Here is a 20,650-nt window from a genome sequence, read left to right on the forward strand (position 1 = left end):
ATCCCTAGTAGAACTGCTATCTGCTTCTGCCTCCTGCCTTCATCCCGGTTCCTCCCCCGTGGACTGTAAGCTAAGGTCCGTGGTCTGATCTTCTAATTCGTGCTAATCCGTGCTAATCCGTGGTTCATTCAATCCGAGTAAATCTGCGGAATCCGCGGATAAGAAGAGTCTTTCTGTGTCGTTGACCAAGCCACTGAGCCTTTACGGATTCATCTCATACGAATCCTTGAGCGCCAGCACGTGGTTCCGCCAAACGTTGCCGTAACGTTCCTCATTCACCGCCGGCTTGCGGATCATCTTCATGCACAGCTTCGCCTGCGCCTCACTGCTGCTCGGTTTGCCATATATCTGCAGTGCGAACCTCGAAAAATCCCGTACCATGAAGTCGAATACCTGGTCGATCACATCGTCTTCAACTGCATATATCCGCGCGTTCTCAAGAACGAGCTGGCCGTAAACGATCAAGGTGAAAAGTTCGCCCAGGCTCATAAGAAAATCCGTGTCCTTCTGCTGATCCGCCGACGGCGGCGCATTCATCAGGAATTCCCTGAATACCTCGATCTGCTCCTTGAATATATTCACATTCGGCAGATCATACGAATCATACGCCGCCCTGTAATCATGGAAAGTTATATTGCCGAGTCCCTTCGTCGGCCCTTGCCTGAACAGGAAATCGTCATTGCGCGGCTCAATTTGTTTCTGGAGTTCCGCAAACTCTTGCGGATTCAGGAAATAATTCGGCATGAACTTCAGGATGAGCGCGATGTTGACGTGAACCGTCCCCTCGAGGCGGGGCAGCATGCGGATGTCACGGACCGCCATCTCGAAATACGTGTCTTTCTCGCAGCCTTTGGCTGCGATCACGTCCCAAAGCAGCGTGATAACGTCCTCGCCCTGAGTGGTCACCTTCATTTTCACCACAGGATTGTACAGCAGGTACCGTCGATCCTCGAGCGAAGCCGATCTCATGTAATCCGAGGCGCGAAGCGCGACCAGCTTCATGGCGACCAGGCGGGCGTACGCCTCTGTGAACATTTGCTTGACGTGCGGAAAATCGGTGACATACATGCCGTAGAGCCGGCGGTTGGCGGCGTGATTGATCGCCTCATGCAACGCGTGCTCGCAGATGCCGATCGACGCCCAGCCAAGGTTATATTTGCCGATGTTCACGGTGTTGAGCGCAGCATCCCACGCGTCTCTCCCGGTCGACAAGATATCGGCTTTGGTGATCGGATAATCGTGCAGCGCGAAATTGGCGACGTAGTTCTGGGAATCCACCACATTCTTCTTCAACTCGAATTTCTCATGTTTCGAATCGACCACGAAAAACACATAATCGCCGGTGTCGGCCATCTTGCCAAATGTCGAAATCATTCGCGCTTCGTTCGCGTTTCCAATATAATACTTTTCGCCATTCGCCTTATAGGTGCCGTCGGCGAGCGGCGTGAGCGTCATACCCGTCGAATAAACATCCGCACCATGCTCTTTTTCAGACAGCCCGAATGCAAAAATCTCCCCCTTCTCCAGCAGGTGGGCCGCCTTCAGCTTCTGCTCCTCGTTGTCGCTCATCCAGATCGGGCCGAGCCCCAGAATCGATACCTGCCAGGTGTACCAATACGCCAGACCGTAAAACCCCAAAATCTCGTTGAACTCGCAGTTGCGCCAGGTGTCCCAGCGGCAGTCGGCGCTGCCGCCATAACTCGAAGGCGTCAGCAACTGGGAAAAAATCTTCTCTTTCTTCACGAAATCAAGAAAATCCGAGTACCAGACCTTCTTGTGATCGTCCTCCTTCACGCTGGCCTTCCCTTTTTTCTCGAAAAATTCAATCGTCCTCAACATGATTTCCTTGGACTTCTTGTCGACATATTCGCGCTCATGCCTTTTCGGATTCAACAAGATCATAATTCACCTCTTGAAGGGATTTTTGGGGTGCATCTCGAAGTTCGGTAGGGCAAGTATATTTGCCGAAATGCACCTTGTCAAATGCAGGCAGGCTTCGCTCGCGGAACAGCCCGCCGGCACATAGCTTGGAGCCCCGGTGGCACAGGCGTCCCGCCTGTGATTTTATGAAGATTTCACTAGTCCCCCAAAACTTAGTACCTTTCGCTGGAAATTCGACGCCACCCACCCCTTAGCAAGCTGGAAGACTGCGTAACATGCAATTCCGTCGTAGCGCAGGCATCTTGCCTGCAAGAAAGTCCGGCGCGTGTGCCGACCGCATGTTTGTTGCTTAAGTGAATGGCATTACTCCCAACCTGCTGCCAACCACAGGCTGAAAGCCCAGCGACAATATCTCCCTCAGAAGAAAAGAGGCAGCAGAAATATCTGCTGCCTCTTGGGCTATTTCGACTTCGGATGAGATCTAATATTTTCCCAGCACCGCTTTTGCGCCGGCAAGCGCAAGCACCTCGTTGCAGCCGTCCTCGATAAGCGAGGCGCGCGCGTCGCGGAATATCTTCTCGATCGTGTATTCCTTGCTCAAGCCGTAACCGCCGAAGAGCTGAACGGCATCATTGGCCACTTCAAACGCGGCCTGAGTCGCAGTGATTTTGGCTGCAATCGAAAGCTCGACCGCCGGTGGAAGCGTCTGGCTGTTATAAATCAGCGCCGTGCGCGACAACGCCCGGGCCGCTTCCACTTTCCTGAACATGTCGAACAGCTTCTGCTGAATCCACTGATGCTCGACCAGCGGCTTGCCTCCCTGCACGCGCACCTTGCAGTAATCGAGCGCTTCCTCGAATGCAGCGCGCGCACAGCCGGTGAAGATGGCGCCCATCGCCGCGTTCGCGCCGGCAAGTGTCATATGCATCGCCATCGGATACATATCCGGCTGCGCGAGCATGTAATTGGCCGGTATCCGAACGTCCTCCAGCACGAACTCGCCCTGATTGAGCGCCCGCTGGCCGATCTTGTTGAGCGAGCGTCCCTTCTGCACGCCTGGCGAATTCAGCGGAACAATCGCGACTCCGCCGCCGTTCATCCCGCGCGAGGCGTCAATGGTGAGAAAGGTAAGCGCATGCGTCGCAACGATCCCATTGGACACCCACGATGACTTTTGCCCGTTGATCACCCACTGGTCGCCGTCAAGCTTCGCGGTTGTCGTAAAGGTAATATTCCCCTTGCTGAACTCCTCAGTCCCAACCACCAGGGAATCCGATCCGTGCTCCGGCTCAGTGATCGCCCAGCATCCAATAAATTTCGCATCTTTATCCTCGACAAACGGGCGCACAACGTTCTTGATCAGGTCGTCATCCATGCTGTTGGCCGCCGTCGAGAACGGAAACGAGGACACGCCGATCGCAATGGCAAAGTCGGCGCTCGCCCACCCCATTTCCTCAAGAAATATATGCGTCTCCACCGGCCCAAAACCCATGCCGCCATACATGGGATCGATCGAAGCCGTATGATAACCCAACTCGTAAGCCTGCTTCATCACCTTCCAAAAAAGCGACCCCTTCTTTATCACATCTTCCGGATCGGCCAGCTTGTCCAACTCCACGCTTGCCGGCCTCAACACTTCCTTGCAAAACTTGTGGATGCTCTCCTTGAGCGCAACCTGTTCATCCGTAAGAGCGAGAGTTTCCGTATAACGAAGCATCGGTGACTCCTTTCTTTGACGCGCCGGCGATTAGCGGGCAAACATATTTCGAGGCTTGAGCAACAACCGTAAGCTCGTGCATGGGGAATCAATCTGCACGATTATATTTGGACGGAAACCGAAAAGTCAAGACAGGAATGAATGGGGTTTATTTTGTGAAGCAAAATCGAAATGGGCGAAAACAGGTGCTCGAAAAACTCGCGCTGCCCGAACGCGCAAAGCTGAATCTCCAAATATTGCCCCATAATAATGGCACTAGATCCGCGCCGGCGGATCACCCTTTACTCGCACCTTGGAAACAGCCAAACTCCTCGTATCGAAAAACCTCAGGGGCGCATCCTTCCATTCCTTTGCATACTCGACCCCAACGCGCACGCTCCGGGAAATCGACGGGCGGTATCGGCAGTCGTCAAGAAGAAAGAGTGAATCTCCCGTCAGATCAAGGCCATTATCGGAGCGCGTGATCCGGAGAGCCCGCGTCAGTTTGCCCGGTCCCGAGAGATCGGCGTCCCAACCATCGAGAGGTTCTGCAGCCCGAATCAGCACAGCCTGCGCGTCTCCCGCCTCGCTCGCCACGATATTGAACATCTCATACATTCCGTAAATGAGATACACATACGCGTGGCCGCCCGGCCCAAACATGATTTCCGTCCGTCTGGTCCTGCCTTTGGATGCATGACAGGCAAGATCATGCGCTCCAACATATGCCTCCGCCTCCACAATCCGGGCGCGATATTCCTTCCGTCCGATGCGACGGACAAGTATCTTGCCGATTAGATCCGGCGCAAGCTCGATGGCAGGTCGATCGAAGAAGGAATGATCAAGCTTCTTTAAGAACGCTTTGGACTGTTTTCTCGACATTTTCTTGAATAGGTGAGAGTAAAAGCGAAATGGCTACTCGTTCAGCTCCGGCTCGGTTCGCAACTTCTTCTTCTCCGCCTGCCGCTTCTTCCCGGCCAGAATCTTTTCCTGCGCCCGTTTTGAGCGCTTCCGCTTCTGGCGGCGGATTTTCTCACGGAGCTGTTGCTCCGCGCTGATCCTGCCGAGCATTCGTTTCTCGATCTTGTCGGCGAGCAGGCGGCGCGCAAGAAACCGGTTCAGCGCCTGCGAACGCTCGCGCTGCACCTTGACTTCTATTCCCGTCGGAACATGCTTGAGATACACGCGAGTGGCCACCTTGTTGACATTCTGTCCGCCGGCCCCGCTCGAACGAATGAATTTCTCGACAAGGTCCTTCTCTTCAATTCCCAGCCGTTCCATTCTGTCGCGGAGATCGGACTGCTTCTTTCCGCTTACTCCAAAGTCTATCATGTGCCAGACAAACCTAGCTGATGCCGTAGCGCTTCATCTTGCGCCACAGCGTGTTCCGGGATATTCCCAACTCCGCGGCCGTGCGGTTGCGATTGCCGAAATGTTTGGCCAATACCGTGCGAATCGTTTCCGCCTCCGCACTGTCCAACGGAAGAAACTTCGCCTTCTGCGACGCGGCCGTTTCCGTTACCGATGCAACGATATGGCTGGGCAGATCTTCCAGTTGAATGATGTCTCCGATGCAGACTACAAATGCATGCTCGATCGCGTTCTCCAACTCGCGCACGTTGCCCGGAAACGAATATCCCATTAGCGCTGCCATTACCCGCTCGGAACATCGAGAGATGCGGCGCCCCTGCAATGCATTGAATCGCTCAATAAAATGATTGATCAGCAACGGAATATCCTCTCGCCGCTCGGCCAGCGTCGGCAGCGACAGGCGCACCACGTTCAAGCGGAAATACAGGTCGGAGCGAAAACGCTTCTTCTGGACCTCGCGCGCCAGGTTCTTATTCGTGCACGCGATCACTCTGAAGTCGGTCTTAACGGAAGTATTATCGCCGAGCGGAGTAAACTCTTTCGTCTCGAGAACGCGCAACAGCTTCACCTGCATTGCCGGCGAGAGATCCCCAATCTCATCGAGCAGAATGGTGCCGTCCGCGGCAATGGCGAATCGCCCCGGTTTGTCTTTTTTTGCATCGGTGAACGCGCCCTTCTTGTAACCGAACAGTTCCGATTCAAGCAACTGGTCGGGCAACGCCGCGCAGTTAATCGCGAGAAACGGCTTGTTGCGCCGGGAACTCAAATTGTGGATGGCGCGGGCCACCAGTTCCTTGCCGGTTCCGGATTCGCCTTCTATCAACACATTGCTCTGGCTGTTCGCAACGAGCGGGATCACCTCGAAAATCTTCTGCATCGAGGGGCTCTTGCTCACGATATCTTCGAATACATATGATCCCAACAGCCGCTTGCGAAGCTCGGCAACCGCAGAAAGGTCCCGGAACATCTCCACTCCGCCAAGCACACTGCCGTTCTCGTCAATGAGCGCCGACGTCGAGATCGCAATGGGGAGCTTCCGGCCGTCTTTTGTCGTTACAACCACCTCGACCGCCTCTGAGCGCTCTCTGGTCTTGATACTGCGCTTCAGCGGGCATTCAACTTCACAGAAATCGGCTCGAAATACCCGGTGGCACTGCTCACCCAGAACCTCTTCCTTTGTATAACCGGTGAGCATTTCCGCCATTCGATTAAACGACGTAATGCGTCCCTCGGCATCAATGGTAAATATCCCGTGGGAAATTGTGTCGAAGATCAACGGAAAAAAACGAGTATCGAGTTCCTTTTGTGACATCTTGCTCCTCTTCCTCCAATGAACCGTAACAGGGGTGATACGAAGAATCGCTAGGGTGATCTCGTTAAAAGTATAACACAGACGTTCCAAATTTACAACATTTGTGACGTGACATGTCTCAGCGATGGAACTCGTCCGCACGCCGCATTGAGTCGGGAAAAGGCTGCTCATCCGGTTGTGGTTGCCTTTTTCTGCAACGTTGCAAAAGTTGCAACTCGGCTTGCAACATTAATTTCTGATGATCAAAGTTCAATCTGACGACATTCCGTGCTTCTTTTTCTCACGGCCCGGCCCAATTCTTGCCCTCTATGAGAGAAACAACCCCTGTTAAATCACCCCGGTTAAATGAGCAGGATCAGGTTATGACCACCAAATATCCCTATTATGTGGAGCCGTATAACGAGACGGAGCGGCCGCGTCGGTTCCTGGAGGCGTTTTCAGCCATTCTCCAGCACAGCAACTATGGGTTTGTTCTCGACACCTATTCGAAGATAACAACCAAATGCGCCCGTTGCGCCTGTAACTGCCAGGTTTTCATGGAAAGCGGAGAGCTGAGAGATGTCCCATGTCACCGGACTGAACTTCTTCTCAGGGTCTACCGCCGGTACTTCACGCTCGGCGGAATGGTGAGTTCGAGACTCTTCAATGGATTCACCCTCACCGACCGCTACATCGATGAGATGGCTGAAAACTTTTATCGATGCACCGCGTGCCGGCGCTGCAAGTTCGGCTGCCCGATGGGGGTCGACCACGGCTTGATGACCCACCTCGCCCGCTGGATACTCGCCGAAATCGGGATCGTGCCGAAAGCGCTCGTCGTGGCGGTACGTGAACAGTTGCAGGGAAAGACCGGGAACACATCGGCCATCCCTGTCGTCGCCCTCAAAGATACATGCGAATTCCTGGAAGAAGAACTCCTGGAGAATTACAACATTCCGGCGAAATTCCCGATGGATGTCGAAGGCGCGGAAATGGTCTTTTTCCCGGCGGTCAGCGATTACCTCCTCGAACCCGATACCTTGATGGGCAACGCAGCCGTCATGCATCTCACCAACGGCTCGTGGACCATCGGCACCGGCTACTACGATGGCATTAATTACGGCCTTTTTTACAGCGATACCCATCTCTGCAACATCGTCCGAAAGGAAGCCGCCGAAGTGAAGAGGTTGAAGGCAAAGAAGGTCCTTATCGGCGAGTGCGGCCACGCCTCGCGCTCGGCAAAGGCATTCATTCCCACCTTCTGCGGAGGCAAGAAAGCTCCGCCGGTCATCAATATCATGGAATACTCCCACAAGGCGCTCCTTGACGGGCGGCTGAAGGTGAAATCGGGCGCAATCCTCGATCGCGTCACGTATCACGACCCGTGTAATATCGCGCGCTCGAAATGGATCATCAATCAGCCGCGGGAACTGCTCGAGGCGATCTGTAAAGATTATGTCGACATGGTTCCGGGCGGCCAGATGAATATCTGTTGCGGCGGCGGCGGCGGAACGGTTTCGATCGATGAAATCCGCAAGTTCCGAACGGGCACGGGCGGCCATGTCAAGGCCGAACAGATAAAGGCGACCGGCGCAAAATACGTTGTGGCTCCCTGCGCGAACTGCAAAAAACAGCTCCGTGAGGTCTGCGAGGATAACGGATTGCACGATGTCGAGATCGTCGGCCTGCATGACTTGCTGTTGAAAGCGCTCGACCTGGAATACTACGGCATAACCGCACCGGAGAAGAAAGAGGAAGAGGAATAACCATGGAACAGTGGCTTGAATGGGCGCGCGGCCCACTATTCAAATTCGCGTTCGCGGTGATGGTCCTGGGGCTCTTCCGTCACCTGCTGTTAGCCGTTGCCGGCACCGTGCAGGCGTTGCTTCGGGCTGGCGACACAAAGATACCCTATAAGGTTGTTTTCCGGACAACGCTCGACTGGCTGTTCCCCGTTAAAAAGATGAATGTTAACCGGCCGGTCTACAGCGTGATCTCCGTCATCTTCCACGTGGGGCTCATCCTGACCCCCATTTTCCTGCTCCCGCACATCCAGCTCTGGGAACGCGGACTTTCAATAAGATGGCCCGCCATCCCCCACGTTCTGGCAGACATGTTGACACTCATCACGATTGCGGCGACTGTCGCACTCCTCATCGGCCGACTCGGTCACATCTATGCCAGAGGCATCAGCAGAATACAGGATATCCTGCTCCCGCCCCTGCTGATGGTCCCGTTCATAACCGGGTTTCTGGCTATGCATCCGGCGTGGAATCCCGTCGATTACAACGCCGTTATGCTCATACACGTCTTGAGCGCGAACCTGATCTTCATCTTGATCCCGTTCACGAAACTGGGACATATCATCCTGCTTCCGGCAACGCAGCTCGTCTCGGAGGTGGGCTGGCATTTCCCGGCGGAATCCGGCGATGATGTTGCCGTCGCACTGAAGAAAGAGAATATGCCGATATGAGACAGATGAGCATTTTGACCGATGTCACCAAATGTATCGGGTGCGAAGAGTGCGTCAAAGCCTGCAAGGAAACGAACAAGACCGGCGAAGACCAGCCCTGGCGCTGGCAGCGCAAAATCGACGATCTCTCGGCTACCCGGTGGACGACGATTCTACCCCGGCCCGACAGGCACTACGTGCGAAAACAGTGCCGCCATTGTCTGGAACCAGCCTGCGCCTCGGTTTGCCCCGTCGGCGCTATGCACAAAACGCCGGAAGGTCCCGTCGTCTATAACTCGAAAATCTGCATGGGCTGCCGCTATTGCATGATGGCCTGCCCCTATGGCATTCCCCGCTACACCTGGGCCGATGCCGTCCCTTACGTGCGCAAGTGCATCATGTGCTACGACAAGATATCGAGCGGTGAGCTCGAGCAGCCTGCGTGCACCAAGGCCTGCCCGAAAGAGGCAACCATTTATGGAGAGCGCGAGGAACTGATTCGACTGGCGCATGGAAGAATCGAGGAAAACCCGGATCTGTATATCCCGAAGGTATTCGGCGAACATGAGGTCGGCGGAACTTCGGTCCTGTATCTGTCGGACATCGATCTCGGCTTCCTCGGATGGAAAGAAGACTTGGGCGATGAACCGCTCCCCATGAAGACCTGGGTGGTACTCAATAAAGTGCCCGGCATCTTCGTCGGCGTCGGCGTGACGATGTTCGGGCTTTACTGGATAATCGATCGCCGGATGCGCCTGCAGGAAGAAGCGCTCGAAAAAAAATCCGCATCAACCGATGCTCAGCATGACCCCGAAACAGGTACAGATAAAGTAGAGGCGAAAAAATGATACGAGTTAGGTTCGTCAAAGGAATTCTCTGGTTTCTTGTCGGACTGGCCGCAGCCGTCACCATCTTCCGTTTCCTCAAAGGGCTGGGCACGGTGACCGCTCTAACAGATACAACCCCGTGGGGACTGTGGATAGGATTCGATGTGCTCGGGGGCGTTGCCCTCGCCGCAGGCGGGTTCGTGATCGCGGCAACAGTCTACATCTTCCATCTAAAAAAATATGAGCCTATCCTGAGGCCTGCCGTTCTTACCGCTTGTTTGGGATATGCAGCCGTCGTCGGCGGGCTGATGTTCGACATCGGTATTCCGTGGAACATCTGGCGTCCAATGTTTTTCTGGCAGGAGCACTCGGCCCTGTTCGAGGTCGCATGGTGCGTCATGCTCTATTTCACCGTGCTGCAGCTCGAATTCCTGCCGGTCATTCTTGAAAAGTTCAAACACCCGCTGTCACAAACAGCATACAAGATACTGAAATTCTTTACTCTGCCGCTGGTGATCCTCGGCATCATGCTCTCGACGCTGCATCAGTCGTCCCTGGGCACCCTGTTTCTGATCATGCCGCATCGCCTGCATCCGTTGTGGTATAGCCCCATCATCCCGCTTCACTTCTTCGTTTCCGCCATCGGGCTCGGGCTGACCATGGTCATCACTGAATCCCTGGTGAGCAGTTGGATCTATAAGAAACACCTGGAGAAAGACCTTCTTTCAGGTCTTGCAAAGGCGGCGGCAATCGTTCTGTGGGCATACGCCGCAATCAAGGTAGCCGATCTTGCGGCCACGGGAAAACTGCACTATCTGTTTGCCGGCACTTGGGAGAGCAACCTGTTCCTGTTCGAATTGCTCATCAGCGCGATTCTGCCGGCCGCGCTGTTTTCCTCCGCTAAAGCAAGGCAATCGACCGGCGGTCTGGCTGCGGGAGCAGGGCTTGCCGTATTCGGCTTTGTCCTGAACCGGATTGCCGTCAGCGGGCTTGCAACGATTTCTGCAACGCAGACCGATTATTTCCCGTCATGGACCGAGTTCGCCATTAGCATCGGGATCGTCTCAGCCGCCGGCTTGGCATTCTTCTTTCTAGTAGAGAACTTCTATGTGTACGATGAGCCGCGAGCCGAAAAACGCGATAAGTATGAGATCGTTTCACCTGACCCGGTTGGAGGTATCCGGCTCCATTGGTCGAGCCTGGCCGATGCGCGCCTGTACTCGTTGCTGTTCGTTGTCGCTCTCGCGCTCGGAATCGCCCTGATGCCCAATATCGTTACCGGCGTAACCCCGGAGAGGATCGAGGTCGAAAAGGCGCGGCGGGTCGATGCCTTCCGCTCAAAATCCGACGCCTCGCCGCTTTACCTGTATGCCCTTTATAATCCCGATGAGCACGACAACCCGGAGGCCGGAGAGGTCGCAGAAATGCTGTTGATCGATGGCGACCGCAATAACAAATTCGTCCTGTTCGACCACGGCACGCACGAGAAAAACAATGGCGGACCAGAATCCTGCGGGATGTGCCACCACATGAACAAACCGTTGGATAAAGCTACTTCCTGTTATGAATGCCATACGGATATGTTTCTCACGACCGACACGTTTCAGCACGAATATCATCGCGAGAAGCTGAAGGAGCAAGGCGGATGCGTTAAATGCCATAAGGACCCGGCTGAACCGAAGACCCGCGAAACGGCTACCGCCTGCGGCGAATGTCACAAAAACATGCGGGTTCCCAACAGCTTCGTCAAAGTGGAAGAAGCCGATCAGACCGGGATTGCGCCCGGGTACATGAATGTAATGCATAAGCTGTGCATCGAATGCCACAAGCAGAAGCAGGAAGAAAAGGTCGAGCTGGCTCCCGATCTCGCCCGCTGCGCCGCATGCCATCAGGGTCTGGATGAGTCGATGCTCATGGTAGTCGAGCCGTATCCGCAACCCCAGAGCATGTCGCTCCTGACGCAGCGATAATGGCTTCTTTAAGAAGGAAATCGAGAGACCATGGCTGGAAAAAAAATTGCCATTATCGATGACGAGCCCGATGTTGTCATTTATCTGACGTCGGCTCTGCAGGATAATGGATTCGAAGTTTGTTCCGCACCCAACGCAACTGAAGGATTTGCGCTCATTCGCTCGCAGCGGCCTGATCTTGTATGCCTGGATATTCTTATGCCCGAGGAAACCGGATTCTCGCTCTACCGGAAGATCAGGGATGACTCATCTCTCAAGGATATGCGGGTTGTAATCATCAGCGGCTTGAACATCAAGCAGGAGATGCCGCGTATCCTCTCTGGAAGAAATGGAGACGCCGCGGCGGTGGAGCCCGATTTTTTTATTGAGAAACCAATCGATTTGCCGCTCTTTATCCATACAGTCCGGCGGCTCACAGGCGCAGGGGAAGCAGCATGAGCGAGCCCGAATGGCAAAAATGGCTGCGCACGCAACTGTTCGACCAGGTGCCGTGCAATATCGCCATCATCGACCGAAAGTACACCATCGTCGACCATAACCGCAATTTCGCGGAACTGTTCGGCGAAGGGAAAGGGTTTCCTTGCTACCAGGTGTACAAAGGCCGCCTCGAACGGTGCTCCTCTTGCATGGCGGCGCACACCTTCCAGGATGGCAAGATCCGGATCAATGACGAAGTAGGTGTCGATCGATATGGCCGTCCCGCCCATTATATCGTTCATATCGCCCCTATCTTCGGCAAGAATGGAGACATCCCCTACCTGATCGAGATGTCAACCGACGTCACCGAGACCAAGCGTTTGCAGCGGGAATACCAGAATCTGTTCGAGCGCGTCCCTTGTTTTGTCGCAGTGCTCAACCGCGATTTCCGCGTCGTCCGCGCTAATGAACGATTCCGCGAAACCTTCGGAGAAACGACCGGCCAGCGCTGTTACGAGGTCTTCAAACGCCGCTCAGAAAAGTGCGAGGATTGCCCGGCGGAACTCACCTTCCAGGACGGCCGCCCGCATAGCGGCTCGCATATCGGCATCAATAAGGAAGGCAATCCGACCTATTATTACGTCACCACGACCGCATTAGCCCGCGGCGGCCCTAATATCCCTCATATCATCGAGATGGCGCTCGACGTCACTGAGGTCCATAAGCTGGAAGATGAATTGGAGCGCTCGCATGCATTTCAGAAGACGTTGATCGAAAATTCCGTCGATGGCGTCATAGCCACGGATGCGCAGGGACAAGTGATTATTTTTAATCCTGCCGCCAAGAGTATGCTAAAATATGGCGACAGCGATCTGATCGGCCGGCCGCTGCCGCCGGAGATTTTAAAATTGAAGCCGGAAGACGCGATGGCCGAAGGCCAAAATGAATGCATTCTTCCCGAGACGACGGCGAAGGCAAGCGACGGAGAGGAGATACCCGTGCGGCTTTCCTGCATTACGCTCAGGAAGGGAACAGACATGATCGGAACCGCTCTCTTCCTGCAGGACCTGCGCAAAATCAAACAGCTCGAGAAGGAGAAAATCGACGCCGAACGCCTCGCCGCCGTCGGACAGACGGTCGCGGGACTGGCGCATGGAATCAAGAATATCCTGACCGGGCTCGAGGGCGGCATGTACGTCGTGAATTCAGGCCTCCAGAAAGGACAGCAGGACAAGGTCGACGTCGGCTGGGGCATGCTCAAACGCAATATCAGCCGAATATCCAGCCTGGTCAAGAACCTGCTCAATTTCTCGAAGGGGCGCACTCCGCACGTCACCATCATCAATCCGAACGATATCGTGCGCGACATCATCTCGCTCTATGAGGATGCGGCCAAGCAGGATGGTATAAAACTCGTGGCCGATACCGATGAAGCCATTGCACCCGCTCCTTTCGATTCCGAGGAGATCCACACGTGCCTCGCCAACCTGGTGTCGAATGCGCTCGACGCCTGCCAGATGAGCGAGAAAATGGTGTGCAGTGTCGTTATCCGCTGCAGAGATGAGAACGGCAGCATCGTCTTCGAGGTGGCCGACGAAGGCGCGGGAATGGATTATGAGATCAAACAGAAAGTATTCACCAACTTCTTCACAACAAAGGGAAGCGGCGGCACCGGGATCGGACTTCTCCTGACGAGAAAAATCGTGCAGGAACATGGTGGCAGAATAAGTGTAGAATCTACGCCGGGCGAAGGTTCGCTGTTCCGGCTCATTTTCCCCCGCGATCGCCTGCCGCAGCCTGCGGCAGAAGGGGCTGCCCCGCAAAACTGACGCCTCACAAAGAAAAGTAGTCGAGAATGCCCACTGGCGGCGAAAGGATCAGCAATGACGACTCCATCCGAAAAAACAGTCCTGGTGGTGGATGACGAACCCGATATTCTTCTGTTCCTGCAAACGGCGCTCGAGGATGCCGGCTTTAATGTCGTTACTGCTTCCAATGGAGATGAGGCGCTCCAAAGAGTAAAAGAATGCCCTCCCGACTTCATCTCCTGCGATCTCGTGATGCCGAAAAAATCAGGCGTGCGATTTCTCTATGAGCTGAGAAAACATAAGGAATGGGCGCGGATCCCCATCGTCGTAGTCACCGCGCACGCGCGCGATGAATTGGGCTCCAAAGACCTGAAGGAAATCCTCGACGGAAAAATCCTTTCCGGCCCGCAGGTGTATCTCGAGAAGCCGGTTCGCGCGGAAGATTTTGTCGGTATGGTCAAACGCGAACTCGGAATCGTGGAGACGGCGCCTTCAAAAGCCGCGGAATCGACCGACGCCCTGAAAAAACAGGTTCAGGAATTGCTGAATTCCGCCGATCCCGAAGCTCTCAAGGAGGCCGCCCGAATACTTAAGGCAAAAAGAACCTGATTCTGCGAAACATTTTCCTTTAGGCGCCTCCTGTCGATGAGATAATTTGTCCGGAATACCGCTTCCCTTCTGTCATGATTTAGCCTGCATCACCCAGCGCTCCCCCCTTCCTGTCCGCGCCACAAATATGATATAGTTCTGTCGCGGGCCACCAAAAGTCCTCACAAAAAGGAGGATCAAAAATGCTCCACGGGTACGTCGGAAAACTTCTCTATATCGACCTGTCGAAAGAATCCTCCAAACCTTTCCATGTGCCCGAGGAAATCCTGAAGAAATACATTGGCGGGCGCGGGCTCGGAGCAAAGCTGTATTGGGATCTGCTGCCCCCCGATGCCGAACCGCTCGGGCCGAAAAACGTCTTCATGGTTCTCTCCGGACCCGTGAGCGGAACAATGGTACCCGGTGCGGGCAAACACGTGATTGTCACCAGATCTCCTGCGACCGGCGCGTGGCTCGACGCCTATTCGAGTGGACGCATGGCGCCCGAGATGAAGTTCGCCGGATACGACGGCATCATTATTACCGGGAAAGCCAGAAAACCGACGTATCTGCTCATCCAGGATGAAAAAGTGGATTTTTGCGACGCCGCTCACCTGTGGGGGAAAGGCTCTTTCGCCGCCGAATCATTCGTGAAAGAAAACTTCCACCCCGACTGCGGCTGCATCTCGATCGGGCCGGCAGGGGAGAATCTCGTCCATTTCGCGTGCGTCGGAAGCGAATACTTCCGCAAGGCGGGCCGCGGCGGCGCCGGAGCCGTCATGGGCTCAAAGAATCTGAAGCTGGTGGCAGTCAAAGGAAGCGGCGGCATCACCTGCGCCAACGTTCAGGGCGTGCGCGAACTCGTGCTGCAACATTTCGACAGCTTCATCAACAACCCCGTTGGGCTGAGCCGGCGCAAATACGGGAGCCCGCTCACCATGACTATCACGAATGCGGCCGGAATGCTGCCCACGCGTAATTTCCAGAAAGGCCGCTTCGAACAGAGTATCGGCAAAATCGATAAAGACGCCGTCCGCAACGCGAAGATAGCCGATCGCTCCTGCTACGCCTGCTTCGCATCGTGCGGTAAACTGACCGAGGTGAAGGACGGAATCTTCAAAGGAACCAGGCTCGAAGGGCCTGAATACGAAACGCTCGCGCTGCTCGGCTCTAACCTCGAAATAGATTATCTTCCGGCTGTCATCAAAGGAAATTATCTGTGCGACGATCTCGGCTTGGATACCATTTCAGCCGGCGGCGTCATCGGGTTCGCGATGGAATGCTTCGAACGCGGCATCCTGACTAAAGAAGATACGGACGGGCTGGAGCTCAAATTCGGCAACTATGAGGCGGCCCTGAAGCTGCTCGAATTAATCGCGCACCGCAAGGGCTTCGGCGACTTCTGCGCCCGCGGCGTCAGGGACATGGCGAAGGAGCTTGGCCGCGGCACCGAAGCGTTCGCCATGCACTGCAAAGGAATGGAACTGCCCGCTTACGATCCCCGCGCCGGCTGGGGTGCGGCCATCACCTATTCCGTCACCCCGCGCGGCGGCTGTCACCGGCGGGCGTGGCCCCCGCTCCGGGAGGTATTGGGCGGGATGGACCCGTTCTCGGCTGAAGAAAAGGCCGCAATGGTAAGAGACATGATGCACGAGACATGCATCATGCACAGCCTGCTCGTGTGCGATGCCCCTCCGAAAATTATTCCCGCCGGCATTCCGGGCTATTGCCAGTACCTGAATCTCGTTACCGGCATGAATTATTCCGAAGATGATCTTGTCGCACGGGCCGACATCATCGAGACGCTGATCCGGCGGATCAACGTCAGGCAGGGACTCGGCTCGGAGGAAGACTCTCTCCCCAAACGAATCCTCGAGGAAAGCCTGCCTGAGGGGCCTCCCAAAGGAAGAGTCATGGGGCTGGACAACTTCCTCAAAATGCGCGCCGAATACTACAAAATCCGCGGGTGGGACAGCGAAGGCGTTCCAACCGCTGAAACCATCGCCAAATATGGATTCGAAGGAGAAACGAATCTCGCGAATCAGGTAAAGATTTAAGGTGAAGATCAAGTTCTCGGTTGTTGGTGTCTCAGAAGAATCTTTCCCGGCGGAACCGGAAAGTCTTCAGGTGAATAGTCGCACGGTTCAGGATTTGCTGGATTCTCTGTTTAATAGGTACGGCGCCCACGCCGCAGCAAAACTATTCGATTCAAATGGTCTTCGCCCGGGGCTTTCTTTATTGGTCAACGGCCGCAACGTGCTCTCGCTGCCGGACAGATACCAAACGCGATTGCAGGATTTAGACGAGATAGTGATCACTGTCCGGGTCACCGGCGGATAGAGGAGACGCTTCGATGGCAAGAGTTATCACGATTAACGCCGCAAATTGCACAGGATGCCGCATGTGCGAGCTTGCCTGCTCCAGCTCCAAAGAAAGTGAGTTCAACCCGGACCGCTCGCGAATTAAGGTGATTGACAATCGGCTCGAGGGATGGTCGCGGCCCTCGGTCTGCCTGCAGTGCGATGAACCTCTGTGCGCGGCAGTGTGCCCGTCGCAGGCGATTTCCACAGCGACTACTGTACAGGGCGACCATGTCGTTCAAGTGGACCCGGAAAAATGCTATGGGTGCCAAAGCTGCGTGATGGCGTGCCCCTTCGGCGCAATCAGCTTCTTCCCGAAAACAAAAGCGATCAAATGCGACCTCTGCGGCGGCTCCCCCGAATGTGTCAAGTTCTGCTTCTATGATTGTCTCTCGATCGTGGAACTGACCGAGCAGATGCAGGCCCAGCGCAAACAAGCACTAAAAGCCTTGACGATCAGGGCCTGTCACGAGATCGGAAAAAGAGAAGCCAGGCGCCGCCGCGAACAATTCTCTCAAGAGGCGTCCACCATTGTTCCCGTCCGGCCGAGGCCTGAGCTCGATCTGCCGGAAATCGATTTCGACCGCATGCTGCGGAAGGAAGAACAATGAGCGCAAAGGTTATCGACGGCCATCGGCACTTGATGTGTCTGGATGCGCACCAGCGGGCAAACTCGCTTGACCCGGTTAGGGCAAATGCAATGGGCGGAACCAGCCAGGCGTCCGCCATGGTCAACCTCGAAAAGGCGCCGGAATGGTTTCGGAAAATGTCCGATTTCGATGAGCATCTTGCCGATATGGATGCGGCAGGCATCGACGTCGGTGTTATCTGGCCGCCGCCGCCCGGCTTCTATTATTGGGCCGAGCCTTCGGCCGGCGCGGAGCTGGCCCAAATCGTCAATGACAACACCGCCCAAGTCGTTCGCGAGCATCCCGATCGGCTTGTCGGATTGACCTCGCTCCCTCTGCAGGATCCTTCGTCAGCAACCAGGGAACTGAAGCGGGGAATCCGCGAACTGAACCATAAGGGAGTAGCCATCGCATCAAACGTAAATGATTCGGGCCTTGACGATGAGGGGCTGCTTCCTTTTTTCGAGCAGGCCGAAGCGCTGGATGTGCCTGTCTTCATTCACCCGGATGTCACCCACGTTACCGAGCGACTTGGCAAATATTATCTTGTCAATTTTTTGGGATACCCGATGCATACGGCTCTGGCCGCGTGCGAATTGGTTTTCGGAGGAGTACTTGATCGGTTCCCCAACCTGAAAATATGCCTGGTGCATGCCGGCGGCACGTTGCCGTTTCTCCTCGGTCGGCTTGAGCACGGACAATCGGTCCGCCCAGAGGCCCGCGAGAAATGTCTTCACCCTTTTCCTTATTACCTGAAGAATTTCTACGTGGATACCATCGCGTTTAATCCGGAAATCCTCCGGTTCGTCTGCACCATCATGCAAAAAGACCACGTCTTCCTCGGCACCGACTATCCATTCGATATGGCCGATATGGATCCGGTATCGTCGGCCAAAAAAGCGATCACCCATGACGATGCAACACTTGATCTTATAATCGGCGATAACCTTCAACGCATCCTGAATATCTGAGACGATCCCGCCGAATATCTGGATTTGCGTTATCTGCTCTTCCTGTGGTAAAATTTTTCAACGGCACGGGGTACTTTCAACCTGCAAAAGTGGAGATCCACATGCGATTGAAACACTCGCCGGCCCGTCTGCTCATTATCCTTCCCTTAATTTTTCTGATAACTTCCTGCAGTGCGGATAAAGCAGCAAACATTCTGCTTAAGTATCAAAAATATCGAAAAGCTCGCCAGTACGCGGAGAGGCAGAAACAGGTGTCCGAAGGACTCGTAACTCTCGAGCCGCCATACAAACCATGGAATTGGGGAAACGAACGAACAAAATTGAGCGTCCAGAATGCGGTCTATGCGATCTGCAGACAGGTCGGCGTCACCTATAACCGCGAAAAATCCTATACGAACACCGACCCTCTTTGCCGGATGTGGGTCACTCCATGGATCAAAGACAAACCGTGGAGAGAGGCTATCGAGGAGGTCCTTGCACCATATGACCTCACCTACATCCAGGAGAACAGACAGATCGTTCTGATGAAGAAGGAAGATGCTCTCAAGCGCGAACAGGAAATCGAAGGTTTGAAGGCTGAATTCCAGGCATTCATCTCCGGCCTCGAACCAGAGAAATTACCCGATGCGGTTGTTATCCTCCCGATGGTTGATGCGACGGGCACAACAACCCGGCTCGGGACTCTTCTCGCAGAGATGGGGATGCTCAAGGCGGTCTATGTCCCGCAGAAAGTGCTGAATCTGCATGTCCCCGCAGTATTGGACTTGTACGATGACAAGGGCTACCATTACGAAGGGAAAACCATATCTGAGAAGGACCGCGATCAGATTACCCGGCGCTACGCCACTCAAGATTTTGCCGTCGCAACATTGGAAATTGAAGGCGGCAGCTTCCACGCAGATCTCCACTTCGAGGGGCAACACGGCAAACAGGATTTCTCCTTTTCCGGAACAGAGGAAGAAATATTCAGAATCCCACAGTGGATAGCCCGATGTGTTCATCAATATGCCGGCATAGAATTATCTCCGGAACAGGAGCAGTATGTTGACCTGCCCGAAATTCGAGACCAGGAAAACCTCATCAGGCTCGCGGAATTGGAACACAAGTACTGGAACGACCGAAGAAACATGGCATCGTGGAACCAATTCCTTGATCGCAATCCCGACTCTGTCTATGCTCTCTATCGAATACATTGCATTGCAAAAAGCGAAGGGCTGGATGAATCGCTCGACCAGATCACTGCCGCTCTCGAAAAGTGCAAAGACCATGATTTTCTGAAAAGCATGCAGGCGCAGGCACACCATCAGAACGAGGATTACTCTCTCTCGGTTCGGACATATTTTGAACTTATCAAAAATGATTTTCGAAACCTCACTTATTATGATTGGCTGGATACGGGAATGCTTGCTATGGGGCTCGGCGAACAGGCCGAGGCCCTTTATCAGTTCTGGCAAAAAAATGATCCGGATTCGTACGTCCCCCTCCTCGGCCAGGGCGACTTCTACATCTCATACGCGTGGGATGCTCGCGGCGGCGGATGGTCGGGTTCCGTCTCGGACGAAGGCAGAGCAAAATTCAAGGAAAGACTTCGGCTGGCGGAGGAGGTTCTGCTCAAAGCGCTTGAACGCAATCACACCGATCCAAACATCGCTTCTAATCTCCTCATCGTGGCTAAAGGACTGGGACATGAGCGCGCACAAATGGAAGAATGGTTCCAGTTGGCCATACAGGCCGACCCGACCTTTTATGAAGCTTATAGAGCCAAACTGGAATATCTCAAACCGAAATGGTATGGCGATCGGCGGGGAGAAGAAATGTTCGCCTTCGCCCGCCAGTGCGCCGCTAATCCGCCCGAAGGCTCTCGGGTCGGACTGCTCATACTGAACATTCATTCCGAATTTTCCCGGCGATGGGCGGAAAAACACGACAATGACTGGAGACCCTATTATCGGAATCCGGAAGTGTATCGGGAAGTCAAGCAGGCCTATGAAAAATATCTTCTCGAGCATCCGGAATCAAACCGGGAACGAAACGCGCTGGCCGAAATAGCCGTCGCCGCTCGCCAATATGAAGACGCCGTCTACCAGTTCGAAATCATCGGCGAGGACCGCGATCCCGGCATCTGGAACAGCAGCCAATTCGAAGAATGGAGAAAGGAAGCCTACGAAAAAACCGGCCGCACAATAGGCGGCACTTGAAGCTGGAATTATTCTTCTCAAATTAATACTGGTTCTCTTTTCTCAAACTGCGTGCCGAAATACGAAACGCGGTAAAAGATGAAGGCATTATCGAACCGCAAAGGCGGTAGAGTAGGGAGGGCATTACCCCTCCCCCTCGTCAAACCGGACGTGCAGATTTCCCGCATCCGGCTTTCCTGAAGGCTTTGCCT

General features: G+C 54.5%; 17 protein-coding genes. 12 read left to right on the forward strand and 5 right to left on the reverse strand.

Features of this window, described 5'->3' with window-relative positions; genetic code table 11:
- Positions 1-201: 201 nt before the first annotated feature.
- The 5 genes from C4520_04085 to C4520_04105 form a co-directional block, all read right to left on the reverse strand.
- Positions 202-1,902, reverse strand: coding sequence for an acyl-CoA dehydrogenase (locus C4520_04085; GenBank protein ID RJP24415.1), 1,701 nt, complete (start codon positions 1,900-1,902; stop codon positions 202-204).
- A gap of 460 nt (positions 1,903-2,362) precedes the next feature.
- Entirely contained in the window at positions 2,363-3,598 is a 1,236-nt protein-coding gene (locus C4520_04090) for an acyl-CoA dehydrogenase (GenBank protein RJP24416.1), read from the reverse strand.
- A gap of 255 nt (positions 3,599-3,853) precedes the next feature.
- On the reverse strand, positions 3,854-4,459 hold the full coding sequence (locus C4520_04095) for a DNA-3-methyladenine glycosylase (protein RJP24417.1): 606 nt from the start codon (positions 4,457-4,459) through the stop codon (positions 3,854-3,856).
- 33 nt (positions 4,460-4,492) lie between these two features.
- Complete coding sequence (locus C4520_04100; protein RJP24418.1) at positions 4,493-4,909, reverse strand: peptide chain release factor-like protein; 417 nt, start codon at positions 4,907-4,909, stop codon at positions 4,493-4,495.
- A gap of 13 nt (positions 4,910-4,922) precedes the next feature.
- Positions 4,923-6,260: a PAS domain S-box protein gene (locus C4520_04105; GenBank protein ID RJP24419.1), complete on the reverse strand. Its 1,338-nt coding sequence runs from the start codon at positions 6,258-6,260 to the stop codon at positions 4,923-4,925.
- A gap of 308 nt (positions 6,261-6,568) precedes the next feature.
- On the opposite strand from C4520_04105, the gene C4520_04110 reads away from it, so the two are divergent.
- The 12 genes from C4520_04110 (at position 6,569) to C4520_04165 (ending at position 20,459) form a co-directional block, all read left to right on the forward strand.
- The gene (locus C4520_04110) at positions 6,569-8,005 is read left to right on the forward strand and encodes a (Fe-S)-binding protein (protein RJP24420.1); all 1,437 of its coding nucleotides are present in this window, start codon (positions 6,569-6,571) and stop codon (positions 8,003-8,005) included.
- A gap of 2 nt (positions 8,006-8,007) precedes the next feature.
- Complete coding sequence (locus C4520_04115) at positions 8,008-8,712, forward strand: hypothetical protein (GenBank protein ID RJP24421.1); 705 nt, start codon at positions 8,008-8,010, stop codon at positions 8,710-8,712.
- Positions 8,709-9,539, forward strand: a complete 831-nt coding sequence (locus C4520_04120) for a 4Fe-4S dicluster domain-containing protein (GenBank protein ID RJP24422.1) — start codon at positions 8,709-8,711, stop codon at positions 9,537-9,539. Before C4520_04115 ends, C4520_04120 begins: the two co-directional genes overlap by 4 nt.
- On the forward strand, positions 9,536-11,488 hold the full coding sequence (locus C4520_04125; protein ID RJP24423.1) for a Ni/Fe-hydrogenase cytochrome b subunit: 1,953 nt from the start codon (positions 9,536-9,538) through the stop codon (positions 11,486-11,488). Before C4520_04120 ends, C4520_04125 begins: the two co-directional genes overlap by 4 nt.
- Before the next feature lie 30 nt (positions 11,489-11,518).
- Positions 11,519-11,926, forward strand: a complete 408-nt coding sequence (locus tag C4520_04130) for a response regulator (protein ID RJP24424.1) — start codon at positions 11,519-11,521, stop codon at positions 11,924-11,926.
- Positions 11,923-13,734, forward strand: coding sequence for a PAS domain S-box protein (locus C4520_04135; GenBank protein ID RJP24425.1), 1,812 nt, complete (start codon positions 11,923-11,925; stop codon positions 13,732-13,734). The genes C4520_04130 and C4520_04135 overlap by 4 nt, the downstream gene beginning before the upstream one ends.
- 54 nt (positions 13,735-13,788) lie before the next feature.
- Positions 13,789-14,322 carry a response regulator gene (locus C4520_04140; GenBank protein RJP24426.1) on the forward strand — a complete coding sequence of 178 codons (534 nt, stop codon included), beginning with the start codon at positions 13,789-13,791 and terminating at the stop codon, positions 14,320-14,322.
- 182 nt (positions 14,323-14,504) lie between these two features.
- The gene (locus tag C4520_04145) at positions 14,505-16,358 is read left to right on the forward strand and encodes an aldehyde ferredoxin oxidoreductase (protein ID RJP24427.1); all 1,854 of its coding nucleotides are present in this window, start codon (positions 14,505-14,507) and stop codon (positions 16,356-16,358) included.
- 1 nt (position 16,359) lies between these two features.
- On the forward strand, positions 16,360-16,641 hold the full coding sequence (locus C4520_04150) for a MoaD/ThiS family protein (protein RJP24428.1): 282 nt from the start codon (positions 16,360-16,362) through the stop codon (positions 16,639-16,641).
- A 13-nt stretch (positions 16,642-16,654) separates the two neighbouring features.
- Positions 16,655-17,272, forward strand: a complete 618-nt coding sequence (locus C4520_04155) for a 4Fe-4S dicluster domain-containing protein (GenBank protein RJP24431.1) — start codon at positions 16,655-16,657, stop codon at positions 17,270-17,272.
- Positions 17,269-18,261, forward strand: coding sequence for a hypothetical protein (locus C4520_04160; GenBank protein ID RJP24429.1), 993 nt, complete (start codon positions 17,269-17,271; stop codon positions 18,259-18,261). The genes C4520_04155 and C4520_04160 overlap by 4 nt, the downstream gene beginning before the upstream one ends.
- A 101-nt stretch (positions 18,262-18,362) precedes the next feature.
- On the forward strand, positions 18,363-20,459 hold the full coding sequence (locus C4520_04165; protein RJP24430.1) for a DUF4034 domain-containing protein: 2,097 nt from the start codon (positions 18,363-18,365) through the stop codon (positions 20,457-20,459).
- The last annotated feature ends 191 nt before the right edge of the window (positions 20,460-20,650 follow it).

Source organism: Candidatus Abyssobacteria bacterium SURF_5 (assembly GCA_003598085.1).
Taxonomy (GTDB): domain Bacteria; phylum Abyssobacteria; class SURF-5; order SURF-5; family SURF-5; genus SURF-5.